The 19,635-nt window shown below is 45.2% G+C and carries 15 protein-coding genes and 1 tRNA gene; 6 read left to right on the top strand and 10 right to left on the bottom strand.

Features of this window, described 5'->3' with window-relative positions; translation table 11 throughout:
* Positions 1 to 4: 4 nt before the first annotated feature.
* Complete coding sequence (locus tag VAE48_RS07385; RefSeq protein ID WP_322792676.1) at positions 5 to 2,482, bottom strand: HEAT repeat domain-containing protein; 2,478 nt, start codon at positions 2,480 to 2,482, stop codon at positions 5 to 7.
* A 15-nt stretch (positions 2,483 to 2,497) separates the two neighbouring features.
* A complete protein-coding gene (locus tag VAE48_RS07390; protein WP_322792677.1) occupies positions 2,498 to 3,199 on the bottom strand; it encodes a hypothetical protein in 702 nt (233 codons plus the stop codon).
* A 92-nt stretch (positions 3,200 to 3,291) separates the two neighbouring features.
* Here VAE48_RS07390 and VAE48_RS07395 point away from each other — a divergent pair, with 92 nt between their 5' ends.
* The 6 genes from VAE48_RS07395 to VAE48_RS07420 are packed head-to-tail and all read left to right on the top strand — an operon-like array spanning position 3,292 to position 13,117.
* The gene (locus tag VAE48_RS07395) at positions 3,292 to 4,824 is read left to right on the top strand and encodes a hypothetical protein (RefSeq protein WP_322792678.1); all 1,533 of its coding nucleotides are present in this window, start codon (positions 3,292 to 3,294) and stop codon (positions 4,822 to 4,824) included.
* A complete protein-coding gene (locus tag VAE48_RS07400) occupies positions 4,821 to 6,923 on the top strand; it encodes a hypothetical protein (RefSeq protein ID WP_322792679.1) in 2,103 nt (700 codons plus the stop codon). The genes VAE48_RS07395 and VAE48_RS07400 overlap by 4 nt, the downstream gene beginning before the upstream one ends.
* Entirely contained in the window at positions 6,910 to 8,520 is a 1,611-nt protein-coding gene (locus tag VAE48_RS07405; protein ID WP_322792680.1) for a hypothetical protein, read from the top strand. The genes VAE48_RS07400 and VAE48_RS07405 overlap by 14 nt, the downstream gene beginning before the upstream one ends.
* Positions 8,504 to 10,879, top strand: coding sequence for a YfhO family protein (locus VAE48_RS07410; RefSeq protein WP_322792681.1), 2,376 nt, complete (start codon positions 8,504 to 8,506; stop codon positions 10,877 to 10,879). Before VAE48_RS07405 ends, VAE48_RS07410 begins: the two co-directional genes overlap by 17 nt.
* The gene (locus tag VAE48_RS07415) at positions 10,863 to 11,840 is read left to right on the top strand and encodes a MoxR family ATPase (protein WP_322792682.1); all 978 of its coding nucleotides are present in this window, start codon (positions 10,863 to 10,865) and stop codon (positions 11,838 to 11,840) included. The genes VAE48_RS07410 and VAE48_RS07415 overlap by 17 nt, the downstream gene beginning before the upstream one ends.
* A complete protein-coding gene (locus VAE48_RS07420; protein WP_322792683.1) occupies positions 11,837 to 13,117 on the top strand; it encodes a DUF58 domain-containing protein in 1,281 nt (426 codons plus the stop codon). The genes VAE48_RS07415 and VAE48_RS07420 overlap by 4 nt, the downstream gene beginning before the upstream one ends.
* A gap of 5 nt (positions 13,118 to 13,122) precedes the next feature.
* Here the strand turns inward: VAE48_RS07420 and VAE48_RS07425 are convergent, their stop codons facing one another.
* From VAE48_RS07425 to VAE48_RS07460, 8 genes are all read right to left on the bottom strand, one after another.
* Positions 13,123 to 13,317 (bottom strand): CDGSH iron-sulfur domain-containing protein, encoded by a 195-nt coding sequence (locus VAE48_RS07425; RefSeq protein ID WP_322792684.1) that lies wholly within the window; start codon positions 13,315 to 13,317, stop codon positions 13,123 to 13,125.
* A 20-nt stretch (positions 13,318 to 13,337) separates the two neighbouring features.
* Positions 13,338 to 13,841, bottom strand: coding sequence for a molybdopterin adenylyltransferase (gene mog / locus VAE48_RS07430; RefSeq protein WP_322792685.1), 504 nt, complete (start codon positions 13,839 to 13,841; stop codon positions 13,338 to 13,340).
* Complete coding sequence (locus tag VAE48_RS07435; RefSeq protein WP_322792686.1) at positions 13,838 to 15,580, bottom strand: RNA-binding domain-containing protein; 1,743 nt, start codon at positions 15,578 to 15,580, stop codon at positions 13,838 to 13,840. The genes mog and VAE48_RS07435 overlap by 4 nt, the downstream gene beginning before the upstream one ends.
* A 25-nt stretch (positions 15,581 to 15,605) precedes the next feature.
* On the bottom strand, positions 15,606 to 15,962 hold the full coding sequence (locus tag VAE48_RS07440; protein ID WP_322792687.1) for a response regulator: 357 nt from the start codon (positions 15,960 to 15,962) through the stop codon (positions 15,606 to 15,608).
* 22 nt (positions 15,963 to 15,984) lie between these two features.
* The gene (gene lon, locus VAE48_RS07445; RefSeq protein WP_322792688.1) at positions 15,985 to 18,543 is read right to left on the bottom strand and encodes an endopeptidase La; all 2,559 of its coding nucleotides are present in this window, start codon (positions 18,541 to 18,543) and stop codon (positions 15,985 to 15,987) included.
* Positions 18,544 to 18,552: 9 nt separating this feature from the next.
* Positions 18,553 to 18,984, bottom strand: coding sequence for an Hsp20/alpha crystallin family protein (locus VAE48_RS07450; RefSeq protein WP_322792689.1), 432 nt, complete (start codon positions 18,982 to 18,984; stop codon positions 18,553 to 18,555).
* Between the two features lie 28 nt (positions 18,985 to 19,012).
* Positions 19,013 to 19,537: a thiol peroxidase gene (gene tpx, locus VAE48_RS07455; RefSeq protein ID WP_322792690.1), complete on the bottom strand. Its 525-nt coding sequence runs from the start codon at positions 19,535 to 19,537 to the stop codon at positions 19,013 to 19,015.
* Between the two features lie 25 nt (positions 19,538 to 19,562).
* Positions 19,563 to 19,635 (bottom strand) — tRNA-Arg (locus tag VAE48_RS07460).

Below are 19,635 nucleotides of genomic sequence, written 5' to 3' on the forward strand. Positions count from 1 at the left end.
AGAATTAATTATTACAAAGAGACATAAACCACAGGGCAAAATTGGCCGTATCCCGCATTTCCAGTTGATTGGAAAACAGCAAGGGATAGATTTGGGAAATCACCTTATCCTGAGGATGATGACGTAAAAACCACAGTGCGGCAATCTTTTCATCATCGCTGCCGTTTGCGAGCACTTCAAAAAGAAGCGGAATTGCCGGATCGCCTTTGGAAATACCCAAACCTCTTTTGGCGGCAAAGGCGATCAACCATGAAGTATCAGCCGGTTCTTTTTGTCGTTTGGGGATAAAGGGATTCGATTTTTGACGATTTTCCAATGCCTGGCCGGCGGCATTGCGGACAACCCATTGGCTGTCTTCAACAGCAATCTTTTCCAGCAAGTCAACCACCCAATCGCTTTGAATCAAAGATAAACCAAACACTGCTGAACGTCTGACGAGCAAGTCCTCCGATTCGACCAGTTCTTTGAGGCAGGCATGTCCTTTTTGGGTATCCAATGCCAGGGTTTCAGCTGCGGCTAAGCGCAACGTTTCATCTGCAAAATGGATACAATCTTTAATGGCTCTTTCAGCTTCCGGGTTTTCAAAACAGGCAAGAGCAAAGCAGGCCGAAATGCGAGTGTCGGGGTTTTCATCATTGAGCAGAGAAATGAGATTGGGAATAGTTTTACTGTCCTGTAATGCTCCACATCCCAAGGCAGCAATGGAACGCATAGCCGGTGAAGAGTGAGTTAGAAACTGCTTAAAAAGCAAAGTTAATGCCGGATCATTTGAGGAAGCACTACCAGCCAGGATACGTAAGCGCAAAGAATAGGGGAGCATCTCGTTTTGCAGATAGGGAATGCTTATTCTCAATACCAATGAACGCGCCGGGTGATTGGATGGTGTGTCCTTGATCCAGCGCAGACCGTTGATCAGATTGGTGTAGAAGGGGGATGCATCCTGTTTCAGATAACTTTCAAGCCAATTACCGGGATGAAATATTGCCATGTAGTGATAATATTCATCCTCGACTGAGGAATATACCGTGGAGGGCGGGGAGAAGTCAGCAGGTGAGGATTGAGTTGCCGCCAGATAACCCGTCCAGACTGGAGAAGAAAATCTCACTTGGTCTCCCTGATGTTCTGTAAGAATTCCAGAATCCAGCATAATGGATAAAATCCGGCCGCCGGAGGTCACAGGTTTTGCGCTCATCTCTTTTTGCAAAGAGGGTGGGGTGCTAATTTTTTCCTCTTGTATCAGTTTTTCCTCTTCATCTTGATTCAACCGAACGCTGGAAAGTGTCTTTTCCGCATCCGAAAAATCTAGAAATGCTGAGCGTTGGCGAAGCATGGCATTCGCCAGCAGACCCATTGCGGTAATTGGCACGCGATATTGAGTTTGCCTGATCAAACAGGCTGAAATCGCCTCGTATTCTTCATTGCCGGTCAGGTCGCCTGCGTAGGTTCCCCAGACCTTTAGTGTCCATTGTAGTGGGGTGTAATAGAGCGGATCGTAACCAAGCCAGTTCGTGACCAGTAAATTATCCAAAATTTCCAGATTTTGCTGTTGAGAGGCGGAAACACCAATCAAATTGTTCCATAATACGCCCCAGCGGTTGATAAAATCGGTCAATTCCGCTTTTGTCCAACCGGCTACGACAAAAGGCTCAAATCCAATCCGGTTTAAACCATTCATATATTGGTTGCCAGCTGAAACAACGATACGGACGGATGGGTACTGGCTGGTTAACTCCTTCAGATAAGAATGAACAAGAGAAAATTGCTCTTTGTTCAATTCATCAAGTCCATCAAAAATGCAAATAGCCCTTCCTTCCTGAAAGGTGAGGCGGATAAACCCGGGAATTTGGGGTAATGAGGTCACGGGAGCGGTGGCGGAAATAGCTTTGATGATCGGATCCAAAAGATCATTTTTGGGTGTGCTTTGGAAATCCAGATCAAGAATGTGAAGATAGATTGGTAAAAAATCCCCCCATTTACCCGCTTTTTCATCCTGACGGGCAATTGTGGAAGTTAAGTACGCCAGGGCGGTAGATTTTCCCGCACCGGCATCACCCAGCAGTGCAAGATGACATTCACCTTGCAATGCTTCAAAGATGGTTAAGCGGGGGCTGCCAAAGCGAACCGCGAATTGAGGAAATTCCGGCAAAAAAGGCAGGATGCGAGAAGCATAGCGTTCAATACTGATTGGCGTTTGTGGGTCTACCTGGGGAGGGGGTGCAAGCACATGAGGTTCGACCAAAATTTCATCGAGGGAGAATAAAGAAGCGCTCAGGTGATTGCGTTGTGCTCTACGAAGGGCATCTTGCCTGAGCGCGCTTTCGACGCCGGACATTCTTTTTCTTCGATTGGCATCCACGACTTGCTGGATGGTCTGGCGGATGAACGGCATTCCTTTCCAGAGTCGATTTATCAGCAACCAGAAAAGGGTTCCGCCGATAAATCCAAGCCAGAAGGAAATGCGATCTAAAGCGAAATCATCCATCCCAAACATAATCGCCTAACCCGCATAGATAATTCTGCCACAAGATGGGCAGTAAAATACAGTAGAAGGGGATCGGGCAGATTGGCATTGAGCCGGCGTAAGTCCTGCCCCACACGCTGTGCAGGATGAATCCTCAACCCTTGCGACAGCAATCCCCTGTTTTATTTGACGAAGGTTTTCGTATTCCGCGAGCATAGCCGGCTGAATTTGAGAAACAATCGCCTGTCTTTCGATCATCAGTCTTTGCTGATCATTTTCCAGTCGAGTTTTTTCACCCATCAATCCAGAATGACTTTGAGCAACTTCGGCCTCAACCTGGAGAAGGGTTTGTTGGAGTTGATCGTATTCCTTTTTTGCCTCTTCCATCTGAATCATGACTTCAAGCTGTTGATCTTCTAAACCGGCTATACTCCGTTTTAGAGCGGCGACTTCGTTTTGTAAGTCTTGAAGTTCTTTGGGAACTTTGATCCTGCCGGAATACAAGTTGGCTTCGCTTTGTTCCAGTTTCAAGCGGCGGGTTTCGACATCATGTTCAATCTTTTTTAATTCGTGCTGGATGCGGTTGAGCTTTTCGGCGGCGTGGTTGTGCAGGTCTCTGGCATTTTTCAAGCGGGAGTCGTTCTCAATCTGTTGCAGGATTGAGGTAATCCTTTGCTGAATTTGGTCCAGTCGGGTATCTACCTTTTGCAGTTGGTACAGATGAAAAGATTGACTCATGGGTTTGTTCGGGAGAATATTTTTAGATCAAGATGTCTTTTTTGAATTGCGGTGACTTTTCTTCTCAAGTATACTTCAATTCGAATTCCCCTATGTCCCAAAAAACCTCTCGAGTTATTGTTCTCCTTGGCTTAATTCTAAGCCTGTTGCCATTTCTGGCAGGTTTGCTGTTTCAGGACGAGCATCACATTTACAGCGGTTTGTTGTTGAACCCAAGTGATGGGTACAGCTATCTGGCAAAAATGCAAATTGGTGTAAGAGGCGAATGGATTTTTCATTTGCCTTATACACCGCAAGAAGGACCAGGCGCATACCTTTTCTTGTTTTACATTCTGCTTGGACATATTGCCAGAATACTCAATCTGCAGCCAATTTTTGTTTTTCATCTCGCCCGTATGATTGCAGCGGCTGTTTTTATTTGTGGGTTAAACGCATTTTTACGCTCCATTCAAGTTAAATGGCTTGAAACCACCCACAATTATCTTTTTGCGGTGATTTTATTTGGTTCGGGATTGGGCTGGCTTGCGGGTTTGTTGGGTGTTTTTACAATGGATTTTTGGGTTGCCGAAGCCTATCCTTTCTTAACCCTGATCGCAAATCCGCACTTCCCGTTGGGTAGTGGGTTATTGCTCTTGTTTTTGAGTCGATACCAGCAAGAAGGGGGGCGGGTGCACTGGTATGATCCTTTTTTAGGTGCAGCATTGGGGATCATTTTACCTTTTGGAGTGGTGGTTGGGGTAACGGTGAGTGTGATCTATAATCTATTACTGCTGATCCAACGCCAAACCATACAATGGAAACTGCCTTTGGTTTATTTTTTGCCATCTGGAATCGTTCTGATCTATCAATATGCGGCGATACTATCCGATCCTTTACTGGCAGAATGGAATAATCAAAATCAGACGCCAACCCCCTCACTGCCTATGGTTCTCATCTCATTTGCCCCGCTGATTTTGCTGGCGTTGATTGAATTAATTTTCTGGGTTTTCAAAGACCGTGATTCGAATCTCAATTTAACGGTAGCCTGGTTCATCAGCGGAATTGGCCTCGCCTATTTTCCGTTTGCGCTTCAACGAAGGTTTTTATTGGGTTGGTTAATTCCGGTTGGGATTTTAGCGATTATTGGGTTGGGTAAAGTTGTTAATTATCAAATGCCCAAGTTTCGCAAATGGTTCTGGTTTATTTTGCCAGTCAGCGTTTTGACCAATCTTTTTTTGCTTCTGGGCGCCTGGCAAGCTTTTGTCCAAAATCAATCTCCTTTATATTTAACACAATCTGAACATATTGCTCTGAAATGGATGCAACAGGAAATTTGCGACAAAAGATCAGTCATATTAGCGCCTGAGAATTTTGGATTGCTCATCCCTGCCCATACAAATTGCCGGGTGGTTTATGGGCATCCGTTTGAAACGATCCATGCGGAAGAAACATTAAGATGGCTTGACCTATTTTACAATAAGAGAATTGAGGATGATCTTCTGGATCAATTTTTTGAACAGTATCCAGTAGGTTATATTGTCTGGACAAAAAGCCTGGATACTCCCCCTGCCGGTTGGAGTCAAAAGCTGTCACTTGTTTATGAAAATGAGCAAATCCTCATTTATCAAATGAGACGAAATTCATGATCCGCAAAAAATGGTGGTATCTGATTCTGGTTATTCCCTTATTGCCCTGGTTAATTCGTTCCGCTAATTTTTTCTATCCAAGGTATTCTGAATTTTCCGATCTGACGATCACTCACCTGCCGAATGCCATTTATCTGGTGAATAGTATTAAGAATTTTGGGGTTCTTCCCCTGTGGTCAGATTTGATTTTCGGAGGCTACCCTTTTGCTGCCAATCCGCTGTCAGGATTGTGGTACCCGCCGGGGTGGCTGGCCTATATTTTCCCTCAACCATTGGGCTTCAATCTGGTTGTGATTATCCATTTATTTTGGGGAGCAATTGGATTCAAGCGATTTTTAGATTATCTGGGATTACAAAGCCAGGCCAGTTTACTGGGGGTGTTTGGTTTTTTGCTGATGCCCAAATTGTTTGCTCATTATGCGGCCGGTCACATTACGATGGTATATGCAGTTTGTTGGACGCCGTGGATTTTGTTTAATCAAGCTGCTAATCAGCGGATTTCTCGTCCGGTTGTTTCGGCTGCCATATTGGGCTTAATTGCTTTGGCTGATGTACGCTGGCTGGCCTATGCACTCTTGTTATGGGGAGGATTCGTCATTTTTGAACAGAAACCATTATTCAAACCCATTCCTCTGTTGATCAAAATTAAGCATATCGCTGAAATTCCCATTGTTCTAGTGGGGGCAATTTTGCTGGCGGCTGTCATATTGTTGCCGCTGGCTGAATTTACACGCCATTCCACACGTATTTTTATGGATTTAAGAGATTTAGCGGTGAACTCCCTACCGGTTGAAGAGTTATTAGGGTTGTGGATACCCGATTTTGGCGGCTTCGCGGAATGGACTTTATACCCCGGCGCAATTATTATCTGTCTTGGTATTTACTGCCTTTCTTTGCCCAATCTGCGTAAAAAAACCAGATTCTGGTGGATGGTGGTGATTTTCAGTTTGCTGCTGGCAGTCGGAGATGCGTTGCCGTTCTTCTCGGTACTATCCCGTTTACCGGCAATGGATTTATTGCGTGTGCCCACCCGTTTTTACTTTATGGGGGGAATGTCTTTTCCAATTTTGGCCGCCTGCGGGCTAAATGACCTGTTGCAAAGAGAACAATTATTCCGCCCTGACCCGGTATTTTTCATGACCCCTTTTGTTGCTTTTACAGGTTTCTTTGGGCTGGGTTTCCTTGTGCTTGGTGAAAGGTTACCTGCAAACTTGATTTGGGGTTTCGTTATTTTTCTGGTTGTTATTTTCTTAATTGCAGTATTGGAACGAAACCGAAGGTATGTGGAAATTGGCGGTTGGATGTTCGTTCTTCTGCTGGTGCTGGATTTGACCTTGGTTAATTTTCAAAGCATACAGGTGATAACCTCCGATGAAGTTTTTGGAGAAAACCGCCAAACGGTTGAATTCCTAAAGTCCCAAACCGGAGATTTCCGGGTTTATACACCCTCCTACAGCATTCCCCAACACATTGCGGCTTTGAATGGAATCAAGATAGTAAATGGGATTGATCCGTTAATCCTCAGATCCTATCAAGAGTTTTTTATCAAAGCAAGTGGAGTGCCCCTCGAATCCTACAGTGTTACCTTGCCCCCTTTTCCTACCAATGATCCGGAAACGGATAATCAAAAATTCACCCCGGATTTGGAACTGATGAGTTTATTGGGTGTCAGATTTATAGTGTCTGAGTTTGATATCGCTCCGTTCCAACCGTATCAAGTTGCCCAATTTTCAGAAAGCCGTGTTTATGAAAACCCCTACTTCTCCGGAATGGCATGGGTTGAACGCGAAAATAGAAAATATCCGGTGGAATTTAAGCAAATACAACCCAACAAAATTGAATTCAAGGCAAATGGGCCGGGTAAATTGTTTCTCTCTCACATAGACTATCCGGGATGGATGGTCTTCATAGATGATCAACCTTCAACATTTGGAAAAATTTATAATTTGTTTCCAGTGCTGGATTTGCCTGATGGATTCCATGAAATTCGATTGGAGTTCAGGCCTGTGCCGGTTTATCTCGGCGCATCGATAAGCGCCATAGCCTGGCTGGGTGTTATCTTGTTTTTGCTTCTTAAGCGATTCAATGACAAGAATTGAAAAAAAAGTTCTTATTCTATTTTGGATATTTACGGCAGCCATCACTTCATTGCCATACCTTTTAGGATGGGTATTGGCCGGTGATAATTCTAGTTATACCGGCCTGCTGTTGGCTGCTGAAGATGGCAATTCTTATCTTGCAAAAATGTTATCGGGTGCAAATGGCGCATGGCTCTTTAGAACACCATACACCGCCTTTCCACAAAAGGGGTTTTTGGCATTTTTCCCATATATATTGCTAGGGAAAATTTCAACTCCCTTCGGTAATTATTTCGCTCGAATTTTTCTTTATCATCTTTTTCGCCTGGTTGGAATTGGTTTTGCGACCTTTGCACTGTATCGTTTCATATCTCTATTTATTGAGGATTTTCGTTGTCGTATTCTGACGCTTGGGCTGGTTACCTTTGGTGGGGGATTAGGATTTCTTTATACATTAGGTTTTAGGAATTTGTGGATTGATATGCCTTTGGAATTTTATTCACCAGAAACCTTCGGATTTTTGGCTTATCTGACAATTCCTCATCTAGTATGGGCAAGAGGTTTCCTGTTTTTGGGATTGACGAAATTCCTGCAAGAAGATGCCAATCACGTAATTAAGCAGGGAATTGAAATCGGACTTTACTGGAATTTGCTTGCCTTAATGCAACCACTGACAGTACCTCTTGGATGGCTAATATTAACTGCCTTTACTTTTGGTGAGATTGTTTTTGGAAAAATCAATCGCATATCCTCCCGTTTTAATCGTTCAAAATTGGTCAAATTGGGGATAGTAATTTTGATTTCCTCACCTTTCGTTGTATATACCTTTATTGCGTTTCAAGTCGATCCATTCTTGAAGATTTGGCGCGCCCAAAATATTATTCTTTCTCCGCCATTGACCGATTATCTGCTTGCTTATGGGCTGGTAATTCCAATCATTTTGGCAGGTTTTTTTCGTAAGCCAATTAAAGCAATGTTCGAATCACGTTTGCTGTTGATCTGGCTGGTGTTATTACCATTCTTGATTTATTTCCCCTATCTTTTACAGCGTCGCCTGGCAGAGGGCGGCTATGTGGCTATGAGTATTCTGGCAATCAGCGGAATGTTTAAACCGGGGGAAAGAATTAGAAAAACGGCATTTTTGTGGTATTCGCTAAATTTTCTAACCACCTTTTTGTTTCTGACAGGCGCCATCATCACAATTTCTGGAAAGCCTTTTCCGCTCTTTCTCAGTCAGAATGAAACCCGGCTGCTTGATTTTGTTCAACAAAAAATACCCAGTCAGTCCGTCGTTTTGGCGGATTGGGAGTTGTCAACCTTATTACCGGCTCATGCTCCTGTTCGGGTGATCATTGGACATGGGCCAGAGAGTATCCGCGGAAGAGAGATCAATGAGAGAATGAAAATACTTTTTTCACAAGAGAATCCAAACGATTTTAAGCAATTTTTACAGGACGAAAATGTGGATTTTTGGATCATGAATAAATCAGAGGTGCCTTGCTTTTTCAAATCAAATTTAGAATTAGAATTCTTAATTAGGCGATATGAAAATTCGAAGTATATATTGTTTGAGTTTCAACAAACATTAAATTCAGGTGCAAATGAAATCAATCGGTAAAAACCAAAATGGTATCCTGTGGTTTGTTTTTCTTGCTCCTTTTTCCTTATTCCTGATTCCAATGATAAAGGGGAATGTAATTTTTTGGGGAACGGCCGGGCTTCAATTTATCCCCTGGCGAGCCTATGGATTTGCGTTGTTGGAACAGGGTATCTTCCCTTTCTGGAATCCACTGAATGGGATGGGGTCACCCCTGTTTGCCAATTATCAAACCGCAATTTTATACCCTTTGTCCTGGATTCTTTATCCCTTTTACCGGTTGGGCGGAGTACCTGCTCTGGCTTGGGGATTCACGCTGCTTGTGCCAGTCCACCTTGGGTTGGCTGGTGTTGGAACGGCTTTGCTGCTCAGAGAATTAGGGATTAATGGACGGGGACAGCTGGTTGCCGGTCTGGCATTTGGCTTATGCGGATATTTTGTGGCGCGGGCTTCTTTCTTCAGCATGATCTGGGCTGGGGCCTGGCTGCCATGGTTGATCTGGGCAGTTGAACGAGTGATCCGATCAGATCATCGCTCCCAAAGATGGATGATGACAATCGGGCTGGCCTTGATTGCAGCAAATCAACTATTCGCTGGCCATGCTCAATTAAGCTGGTACTCGTTGGTTTTTGCTGTTTTGTGGACGATTTTTCGCGTAGCCAATAAGGGAGACCAACGAACAAAAATTACTCAGATGTGTTTTCTGGCAGCTGGAATTTTACTTGCGGTTTTAATTGCAAGTATTCAACTCTTTCCAACTTTTGAGTATTTACTGCAATCACAGCGCTCCAGTGCAGTAGATTATGAGTATGCTGTGAATTATTCCTTATGGCCATGGCGATTGCTGGGTTTTTTCTTGCCGGATTTGTTTGGTAATCCAGGTACTGGAAATTACTGGGGGTATGGGGCTTACTGGGAGGATGCACTCTATATCGGTTTTATCCCAATCCTGCTGGCACTGAGTACGATTGGCGTTCCTTTTCGACAATCATCTGCCCCTGATTGGGATATAACCAAGCAGAGGGTGGTTAGATTTTTATGGGCAATCGTTGTCATTGCAACTGTTTTTTCCTTGGGGAAAAACACTCCTGTATTTCCGTGGCTTTATCGCAATATTCCTACTTTTGATATGTTTCAAGCACCAACACGATGGATGTACCTGGCTGTTTTTTCTCTGACATTACTTGCCGGCTTTGGGGCGCATTCCTGGGAAAGACCAACGGGGAAGGTAAAAATTCGGTTTAAGCTACTGACAGTAGCAGCTCTGGCAACAGGGATAGGGGCGTTAGCAGGCAGCTTGTTGCTGCCTCAAATTGAAAAAACCTTCGTTCACTCTTTTATGCTATTGGCAGGGTTGCTATTTTCTACCTCAACACTTGGATTGTTGGCTCCAGCAGAAGAGATATCTAAGTCTGGAAAACAAACTGTATGGAATTTTCTGGCTGCTGGATTAATCCTTTTGGATTTATGGGTAGCTGGCATTTCACTCAATCCGTTTATCAACATGCGCTTCTTTGATACTTCATCTTCTGCTTTTACCGATGGTAACCCAAGATCTCGGGTTTATATTCCGCTGTCGGTAGAAAAGAGTTTGAAATTTGAAAAATATCTATCTTTTCGTGATTTCAACGCAAATTCAAATTGGGACGAGATGAAATTGCTCCCTCTGCCAAATATGAATTTATTATCCAATGTTGCTATGGTCAATAATTTCGATCCCCTGGTCCCTAAGTACTTTGAGCAATGGATGGAAATATTGGATGATTTAACATCACCTATTGCGGAATTACAACTTCGTAAAATGGGGGTAGGGGTTATCATCGAGTTGGATGATCAGGATAGCCTCAATTGGCGGGTTCAAGAAATCGAACCTGATCCGAGAATTGGGTGGAAAAATTGTCAGAGAATTATGGCAGAAAGTGAAGAAACTCTTAATTTAATGCTTCTACAAGCGCTGCAAGTTACAACCAACGGAGAGTGTATAATAGTCGAGGCAGAAGAAAGTTGTGACATTCCATCAAAACCTTCTGGATCACATGCGCAGGTTGAGCTTCTGCGAGATGAGGTTAACTTGCTTGAAGTGATGGTAAGTACCGATTCAACCGGCTGGGTTCGTATAGCGGATAGCTGGTATCCGGGCTGGACAGCAACAATTGATGGAGAGCCTGCGGCCGTTGAACGGGTGGATTACCTCTTCAAAGGAGTTTGTGTTCCAGCGGGTAATCATAAAGTTATTCTTCGCTATCAACCCACCGGTTTTCCTGTCATTTTGGGGATTAGTTTAGCAACATTATTGTTTTGCATCACTATGTCATTGGTCGTATTAACTTCCCAAAAAATGCGATCAAAAATAGGAGCCTCGAATGAATCACTCGATTGAAAAAGTTCAATCCTTTTCCAAAAAGGTTATGGAAAACCTTGAAAAGGTAATTGTTGGCAAAACTCACACCCTTGAACTGGTTATTATCAGTTTATTGTGTCAGGGGCATCTCTTGATTGATGATGTGCCGGGAGTGGGGAAAACCATTCTGGCGCGTAGTTTAGCAAAGTCGTTAGGGGTAAAGTTCAGTCGTATTCAATTCACTCCGGACATGCTGCCAAGCGATGTAACCGGTGTGTCTATTTTCAATCAGGTAACCCGCCAGTTTGAATTTCGACCGGGGCCAATTATGGCACAAATTGTGCTGGCGGATGAGATTAATCGCGCAACACCCAAAACGCAATCAGCATTGCTGGAGGCAATGGAAGAGCGTCAAGTAACCGTAGATGGGGTAACTTATCCCCTGCCAGTCCCATTCTTAGTGTTGGCAACCCAAAATCCGATTGAGTACGAAGGAACCTTCCCGTTACCCGAAGCGCAGTTGGATCGCTTCCTGATGCGGATCAAGATTGGATATCCTTCGCTGTTCGATGAAATGAAAATTTTGGAACTCCAACAAATCCGTCATCCAATTGAGGAATTGGAAGCAGTTGTTGAAATTGACGAATTATTGGAAGTACAAAAGATCATTCGAACGGTTTATGTCTCGCGTCCATTGCGACAATATATTGTGGAATTAACCCGCGCTACTCGTGAAAATCCGGATGTTTATCTGGGATCAAGCCCACGGGGAAGCCTTGGTTTATTCCGTGCCGGGCAGGCGCGGGCGGCAATTCATGGCAGGGATTATGTCCTGCCCGATGATATCAAATTATTGGCTGAAAACATACTTTCTCATCGGATGGTTATACAACCTTCAGCAAGGTTGAGAAATCTAAGTGCCGATCAAATTGTTCATGAATTGGTGACCTTAGTACCGGTTCCTGGCGGGGATCTTGCCTTTCAGCCCTCAACTGCATGAAAATTCGTCCACCATTTTTTGTCTTTTTAGCGCTGCTTGCTGGCTCCTTTGCCGGCGCTTACCTGACGCAGCAACCAACGGTGTTTGTTTATTATCGGATTATTTACCTGCTGTTGGCGCTGTTGACCATCGCCTTTTTATGGGCGGTTCTGGCACTGCGCGGGTTAACCGCAACACGTAATGCGCGAGTTTTGAGGTTGCCTGTCGGACAGATTTTTGAAGAAAGATTTGAAGTTCGTAATGAATCGTGGTATGGGCGTTTATGGATTGAAGTAAAGGATCTTTCGCCATTACCCGAAAAACAAGGATCAAGGGTAATTTCAGGAATAGGTCCACATCAGCTTCGGTCTTATTTTTCAAGAACTTTATTGATTCAGAGAGGTGCGTTTCGATTAGGTCCGACCGTTTTGATTTCAGGTGATCCTTTTGGTTTTTTTGCAGTGAATAAGGTTATTCCGTCTGAAAAAACACTACTGGTCTTTCCTTACATGGTAAACCTGCAGAAATTTCCCGAACCGGGCGGCGAATTACCGGGGGGCAGGGCCTTGCGGCGGAAAAGTCTTGAAGTGACCCCTTATGCAGCCGGGGTGCGGGAATATGCTCCCGGCGACCCGTTAAATCGCATTCACTGGAAGACTACCGCTCGTAAGGATCGGTTGATGGTCAAAGAGTTTGAGCAAGATCCCCAAGCGGATGTTTGGCTTTTGTTGGATGCGCAGGCCGGCACCCATTCCGCTCTGGCAGACATAAGACGTGTTGATCGAGCAAATCATTACTGGATTATCCCCCAAAAATTGGTTATTCCTTTACCACCCAATTCTTTCGAATATGGAGTATCCTGTGCGGCATCTGTTGCGGATTATTACTTGAAAAGGGGGCGTTCGGTTGGGTTCGCTTGCGCCGCTCAGACGCTGAGTGTTTTACCAGCCGAAAAGGGGGTGCGTCAAATGGGTAAATTGTTGGAAACGCTGGCTTTTCTTCAACCAGAGGGAAATTTATCGCTTGTAGGTTTAATTGAAGGTCAAGCCAATCAGATTCCCAAAGGAAGCACGGTTGTGTTGATCACCGCCTTGTGCTCCGAGTTGCTTGAACTGGCTATTGAAATGCTTTTGCGAAAAGATTTGAGACCAGTGGTAATTGGGTTAGACGTGGTTAGCTTCGGGGCGCCCCCTAAAGATTGTGGGGTTTTTGAAAGGCTCAGGGCGTATGGAATCCCAGTTCGTATCATCCGAAACGGGGATGATCTCCAAAATAGTTTGGAAAATGACCAGATCTAAAGGTTTTATTTGATATCTTCCGGTTTTGGTGCCTGTACAATCACCGGGCCGGCATCGCTATCCAGTGTTTTATGGGTACCATCACAGAACGGAAATTCTTTCGATTGGAAGCACCGGCAAAGTGCGACACTTTCTCCAGTTTGTAATTTTACTGTTGTGCGTTTATGGCCGTTGCGTAGTTCGGTGGAATGTTCTGCCATGATATTCCTCCATTTTTTATTTATTTTGAGTGTGAATGTCCTTTCTCTGCAGAAGGGCTTTCCTGCAGAAGTTCAACGGCGTGAGGCAGTACCGGTAAAATCACTTCGAGATTTTCCACTGCTCCTTTTGGGCTGCCGGGTAAATTAATCACCAGCGTCCTTTTACGAATTCCGGCTTGTTGCCGGGAGAGCATGGCATGAGGGGTAATTTTTAAACTTTGTGCGCGCATTGCTTCAGCAATACCCGGGGCGGTCTTTTCCAGGATTGCCAAAGTTGCTTCAGGGGTAACATCCCGAGGGGCGAAGCCGGTTCCGCCGGTGGTCAAAATTAAATCAAAATTACCCGAATCACACCACTCAACAAGAATGGTCTTAATTTGATTGAAATCATCCGGAATTATGGCAGTTGCAATTACCTGATGACCGGCAGTTGAAATTCTTTTGACCAGTGCCGGTCCTGAAAGGTCTTCTCGTTCACCCCGCGAACTTCGGTCTGATATTGTGATGATACCGACCCGCATCATCTTTCTCCATCGTCAACACCGGTTACTTTACGCCATTGCCCATGAATACCATCTTCGGTAACCCCAAAGAAATAGCGATAACCTTGAGGTGTGCGTAAAATCAAATCGAAGCGGGTGATGTTTCCCTGCTTGTGTTTTCTCAATAACCCGTAATCCCCAATCCATTTGATCCTGTTGGGATCAAAGGATTTGACCGTTTCGGTATAGCGATCAATGGCATAATGCCACAGTTTGCGGGCAGAGGCGCGGGTAACGTTTTTTACCACATTGCCATTGCGCAAGTCACGCATGGTAAAGTATTGTTTTCCCTGCCGTTCTTCGGGGGCTAATACTTCGACACCCGTGCGGGGTTCAACACCCAAATCGTCAATGATATCCTCTGCGGGCGGAACAGTATCAAAGGGATTAATCTCGTTCGGTGAAGGGAGTACAGTATTCTTGTTTCGGAGCACCAGACTGACGATTTCATCCCTCACTGCAAGACCCGTTTCCGCTTCATCGCGGATGTAGATCTTATTATCATCCACTGCGTAGGGTGGTTCCTCGCCCCGCGGAATCAAGATTCGAATGATCTTTTTCCCTTTGTAATCAAGGGCATCAATGGTGCAATGCAAGGGAGGGCTGATGCGATTGTTGATTTCTTTTTCGAGGGCGTGAATGCTTTGATCGATATCCTGAATACCGACCGGGGGCTTTTTAGAATCGGAACTGATGCCAATATAAAGTGTTCCACCGTTGGTGTTTGCAAATGCGCAAACATCAGCCAGAATGGCGTACAACTTGCCTCCCCGCACCGTCATGCTTTCATGAAAATCCTGGATGATGTTCGGGCCTTCTTCCTGAGCATTTTGAACAAAATCAAAAAGGGGTTCTTCTTTGTGGCGGTGAGGTCGGGTTCGGGAAAAATCGTTGCTTTTGAAGAGTTCCAGAAGGGCTTCAAAAGTACATTCTGGAAGCAGGACGTCCGTTGCCCTTTCGCCGACCCCAAAATTTTTCTTTCGAGCGGGATCGGAAGTAAGACGGTGGGCATCTGAACCCTGAATGCAATGCATTCGCCTAGGGTATTCCGGTTTTGTTCCATTGAAAAAGGCCGCCGTGGTGCGCGGACCCTTTTGTTCCAAATCGGTTACCTCAAGGGCGTGTAAATGCGGATCTTGGGTGAATGCGATTTTGGTTTGCCCCCCAAAGTTAAAGCCCCGCATGGCAACGCCATTACTGGAATTGGCATGGGCGGCAATCACTAAACCACCATTTTCATTTACAACTCGGTAAACGGTAAGTACGTCTTCGGTCGCACCAACCGTTTGAGAGCCTTCATCAATTTGGTCAGGCGGTATGTTGAGGCTGAGAAGCAGGTGTTCTAGTTCTCGGATAGATTTTTCTGGAGGAAAAATACAAAGGATATGAAACCCAAAAGTTGCAGTGAATTCAAAACCGGGTAATACCTGAATTTTTGATCGCAGGCGATGGTATTCTTCCAATCGTTGTTTTTCAGCAGGCAGCAGCCTTCCCAGTTTATCGAGGAATTCGAGGGATTGAATTTCCTCCATCATTTTGCGGTAGCCAGCGACGGTATTATGATCGGTGATTGCCATCATATGCAGTCCACGGGCTTCGGCTTTTTGCAAAATATCCAGGAAAGTCACTTCGGGTTGTTGGTAATCACTCGAAGCGGGTGTATGGATATGTAGATCAATGGTAAACCATTGAGAATTGTTGAGGGATTGTTTTTTAGCCAAACATTATCTCCTGTTTGGAAAGAAATTAAGAGTACAGTTTCAGTTTTTGAATCAGATCTGCTGGCATGTAGGGTTTAAGTAAAAAATCATTTGCCCCTGCCAGCAGGCATTCCTGTTTTCGATCTTCGCCGGAAGTCATAATCACCCGATAATTCTTTTTTTGCGAAGTGTTTCCACGCATCTCCCGTAGAATTGTCAATCCATCTGTACTCTTAAGATTGACATCCATGAGGATGACGTCGGGATCAGCGGAGATAATTTGGGCAATCAAATCTCCACCGTTGATATCCAATACGGAAACCTGAAAGTTTTCGATTTCCAGTAAAGTCTTAAGTAAGGATCGCATTGAGTGATCGTCTTCAATGATCAATATTTTTGTCATAGATCTGTCTTTCTACTCAAAATCAAGGTTGGGCAGGCTGGTCCACTTTTTGTTCTAATGCATGTTCCAAAACTTCATCCACACTATCAATGAGAATGAACTGGATGGCATTGTGGACTTCTTCGGGCAGGTCTTCCAGATCAGCTTCGTTATCTTTTGGAAGGATGACCGTTTTTAATCCGGCCCGATGAGCAGCAAGTACCTTTTCTTTGATGCCCCCGACCGGCAGGACTTGTCCACGAAGAGTAATCTCACCGGTCATGCCCACATCTGAGCGCACCAATCTTCCAGTGAGCAATGATACCAGAGCGGTTGCCATGGTAACCCCAGCGGAAGGACCGTCTTTGGGTTGGGCGCCGGCAGGAATGTGCAGGTGGATATCAGACTTTTCGAAAATGGTGGGATCAATACCAAGTTGAGCGGCCCTTGAGCGCACATAGGAAAGGGCTGCCTGAGCCGATTCCTGCATTACTTTTCCTACCGAGCCGGTGGTAATGAATCCTTTACTGCCTGGCATTATAGTTGCTTCAATAAATAAAACATCCCCTCCAACGGGTGTCCATGCAAGACCAGTGGCAACACCGGGAATTTCTGTTCGGCGTTGAATTTCCTCGGTTCCCAAATACTTGGGTCTGCCGAGAAATTCTCGTACAGTGTTTTCATCTACCACCTGACGGGTGATCTTGCCTTCGGTAATTTTGGTGGCGACCTTACGGCAAATAGAACCGATTTCCCGTTCAAGGTTGCGCACCCCGGCTTCTCGAGTGTAGTGGCGAATGATGGTTGTCAATGCCTTGGGGGTGAACTCGATCTCTTCTGAACGAAGACTATTTTCCCTCAACTGGCGGGGGATCAGGTATCGCCTGGCAATTTCGAATTTTTCACTATCGGTATAACCGGAAAGCTGAATGATCTCCATGCGGTCCAATAATGGTCCGGGAATGGTTTCCATTTGATTGGCAGTAGTGATGAACATCACCTGGGATAGGTCAAAGGCTACTTCGATGTAGTTATCGCGAAATTCCAGGTTTTGTTCGGGATCAAGCACCTCCAGTAAGGCTGAGGCGGGATCGCCGCGAAAATCAAAACTGAGTTTATCAATCTCATCCAGCATAAATACCGGATTGCGAGTTTCGACTCTGCGGAGAGCCTGAATAATTCGCCCGGGCATTGCACCAATGTAAGTACGGCGGTGGCCGCGAATTTCCGCCTCGTCACGTACACCTCCAAGCGAGATGCGAACAAACTTCCGCCCCATGGCGCGACTGATAGATTGACCCAATGAGGTCTTGCCCACGCCGGGAGGACCAATAAAACACAAAATTACACCTTCCCGTTGTCGCCGGATAACATCGGTGGCAGTATCCTGACTGAATTCTGCGGAACGATCCAACCGCAATTTTCGTATAGCCAGATATTCGAGAATTCTTTCCTTTATATCTTGCAGGCCGTAGTGATCCTGGTCCAAAACCTCTCTGGCATGGGTAATATCCAGATTATCTGGAGTTGTTTTTGACCAGGGAAGAGAAACCAGCCAATCCAGAAAAGTGCGAATAACTCCATATTCTGCGGCGGCGGTCGGCAGGCGAGAAAGCCGGTCCAATTCGCGTTGTGCCAGTTTACGCGCTTCATCAGACATGCCGGCTTCTTCAATTTTCTTGCGAAATTCCTCAACATCGGCGGCCTGTTCGTCGGTTTCACCTAATTCGCGCTGGATGGCTTTCAGCTGTTCACGTAAAAAGTATTCGCGTTGAACTTTGTCAATTTCGGAACGCGCTTCTTTCTGAATTTTTTGACTGAGCTCCAAAACTTCGCTCTCGCGAGTCAGCAACGTTACCAGCTTGTGAAGTTTTTCGGTGATCGAATCCAGCTCGAGGATTTCTTGAGCGTCTTCGATGTCCATCCGTTGAAGATTGGCAATGGTATAAACGGTTTGAAGTGGATCGGTAATCGAAGTAACCGTTGCGACCAATTCGCGCGGCATGGAAGGAATCATTTCAGCAATGTGCGCAAATTGATCGCGAACATTGCGGGCGAGAGCCTCAATTTCCAGGCCGCTTTCCTGTTTTTCAGGAATGACCTCGATTCGGGCTTTGAGGTAAGGTTCGGTTGCCACAAATTCTACAATGCGAAAACGAAACAGACCCTGCACTAGTAAACGGATTGTGCCATCCGGTGCTCGGAACATTCGGTGAATCAATCCCGCAGTTCCTACCCGGTATAAATGTTCAGGATCGGGGCTTTCAATTTCGGGGTGTTTTGAGGCGACCAAACCCATAAACCGATCACCCGTCACCACGTCATCCACCAGACGAATAGAACGCGGCTGCCCGATGGTCAAAGGAACGCCGGTTTGGGGGTAAACTACCAGTCCTCTCAAGGGTAGAATGGGCAAAATGTCCGGTAATTTGATGATTTCTTCCGGTAGATTATTTTCTGATTGTTTGTATATCGGTTCTTCGATGAATATTTCTTCCTCCCCCTCGTCCGAACTCAGGAAGACTTCTTCGTAGCCTTCTTCTTCTGCGTCAAACTGAAAATAGAACTGGTTTAGGTCAATATTCCATCTGGATGCTGGCATACCGCTCTTTCATTCCTTGGTGATGTGAATTTGTTTGGGGCGGGCTTTAGGAAGGTCAATTCGTAAAAATCCTTGATCGTAAATGGCTTCAATTTGAGAGTCATCTACGGGGATGTTGAAACTCAATTCCACGCTAAATTCTCCATAGGGTATTTCCATTTGATGAATGGCGCGTGGCGATTCGTACGTGAATCGGCGAATGCCTTGCACAATCAGGGTGTTTTGATGGAGCAGGATGGTCAGATCTTCCTCTTTTATTCCGGCGATTTCCATGAGAATGATAATTTTTTCCTCAGTCTCGTAGATATCCGTTGCCGGCTGCCATCTATGAGGATGATTATTTTGCCAGTTGTTGATGTTTTTTCCAAAAGAAGGTGCGGTTTCATCCAGACCGGTAAAACTGGTGTGAGACTTTTTTGACTTGAAATAAATGGTTACCATCGTACCTCCACTAAAGGACAAACAATCACTACAATGCCTGTTTTGCAGCTTCAATGACGGCATCGTAGTCCGGTTCTGCCCCAATGGTAGGCATATAAGCGGCGTAAGTGATGCGATTATTGCGATCAACTACAAAGACAGCCCGCCGTAATATGCGTATTTCTTTGATTAAGACCCCATATTTTTTACCAAAGTCAACATCCATGTGATCGGAAAGCACCATGACCTGATCAATCCCAGCTGCGCCGCACCAACGTTTTTGGGTATACGGCAGGTCGGTACTGATTACCAGGATTGAAATATCCTTACTCAGGTTGGCTGCATCCTGATTAAATTGCCTCGTTTCGCGATCACATACTGAGGTTTCCAACGAGGGCACAGAAGCAATGATGCGGACTTTACCTTCAGTTGCACTGAGGGCGGAGACTGTGGACCAATCTTGAGCTTGAACGGTAAATTCTGGTGCAATTTCACCAACTTTCAGGTCTGGACCGACAACGGTCACATCTCTACCGGCGAAGGTGATTACACCGTTTCTTTCTGGAAATATCATACTCTAACTCCTTTGGCAAAATCAGCGCCCCTGGTGAGACTCGAACTCACAACCAACGGATTAGAAGTCCGGTGCTCTATCCATTGAGCTACAGGGGC

Origin of the sequence: Bellilinea sp., assembly GCF_034432615.1 — a bacterium.
In the GTDB taxonomy this organism is placed as follows: domain Bacteria; phylum Chloroflexota; class Anaerolineae; order Anaerolineales; family Anaerolineaceae; genus Bellilinea.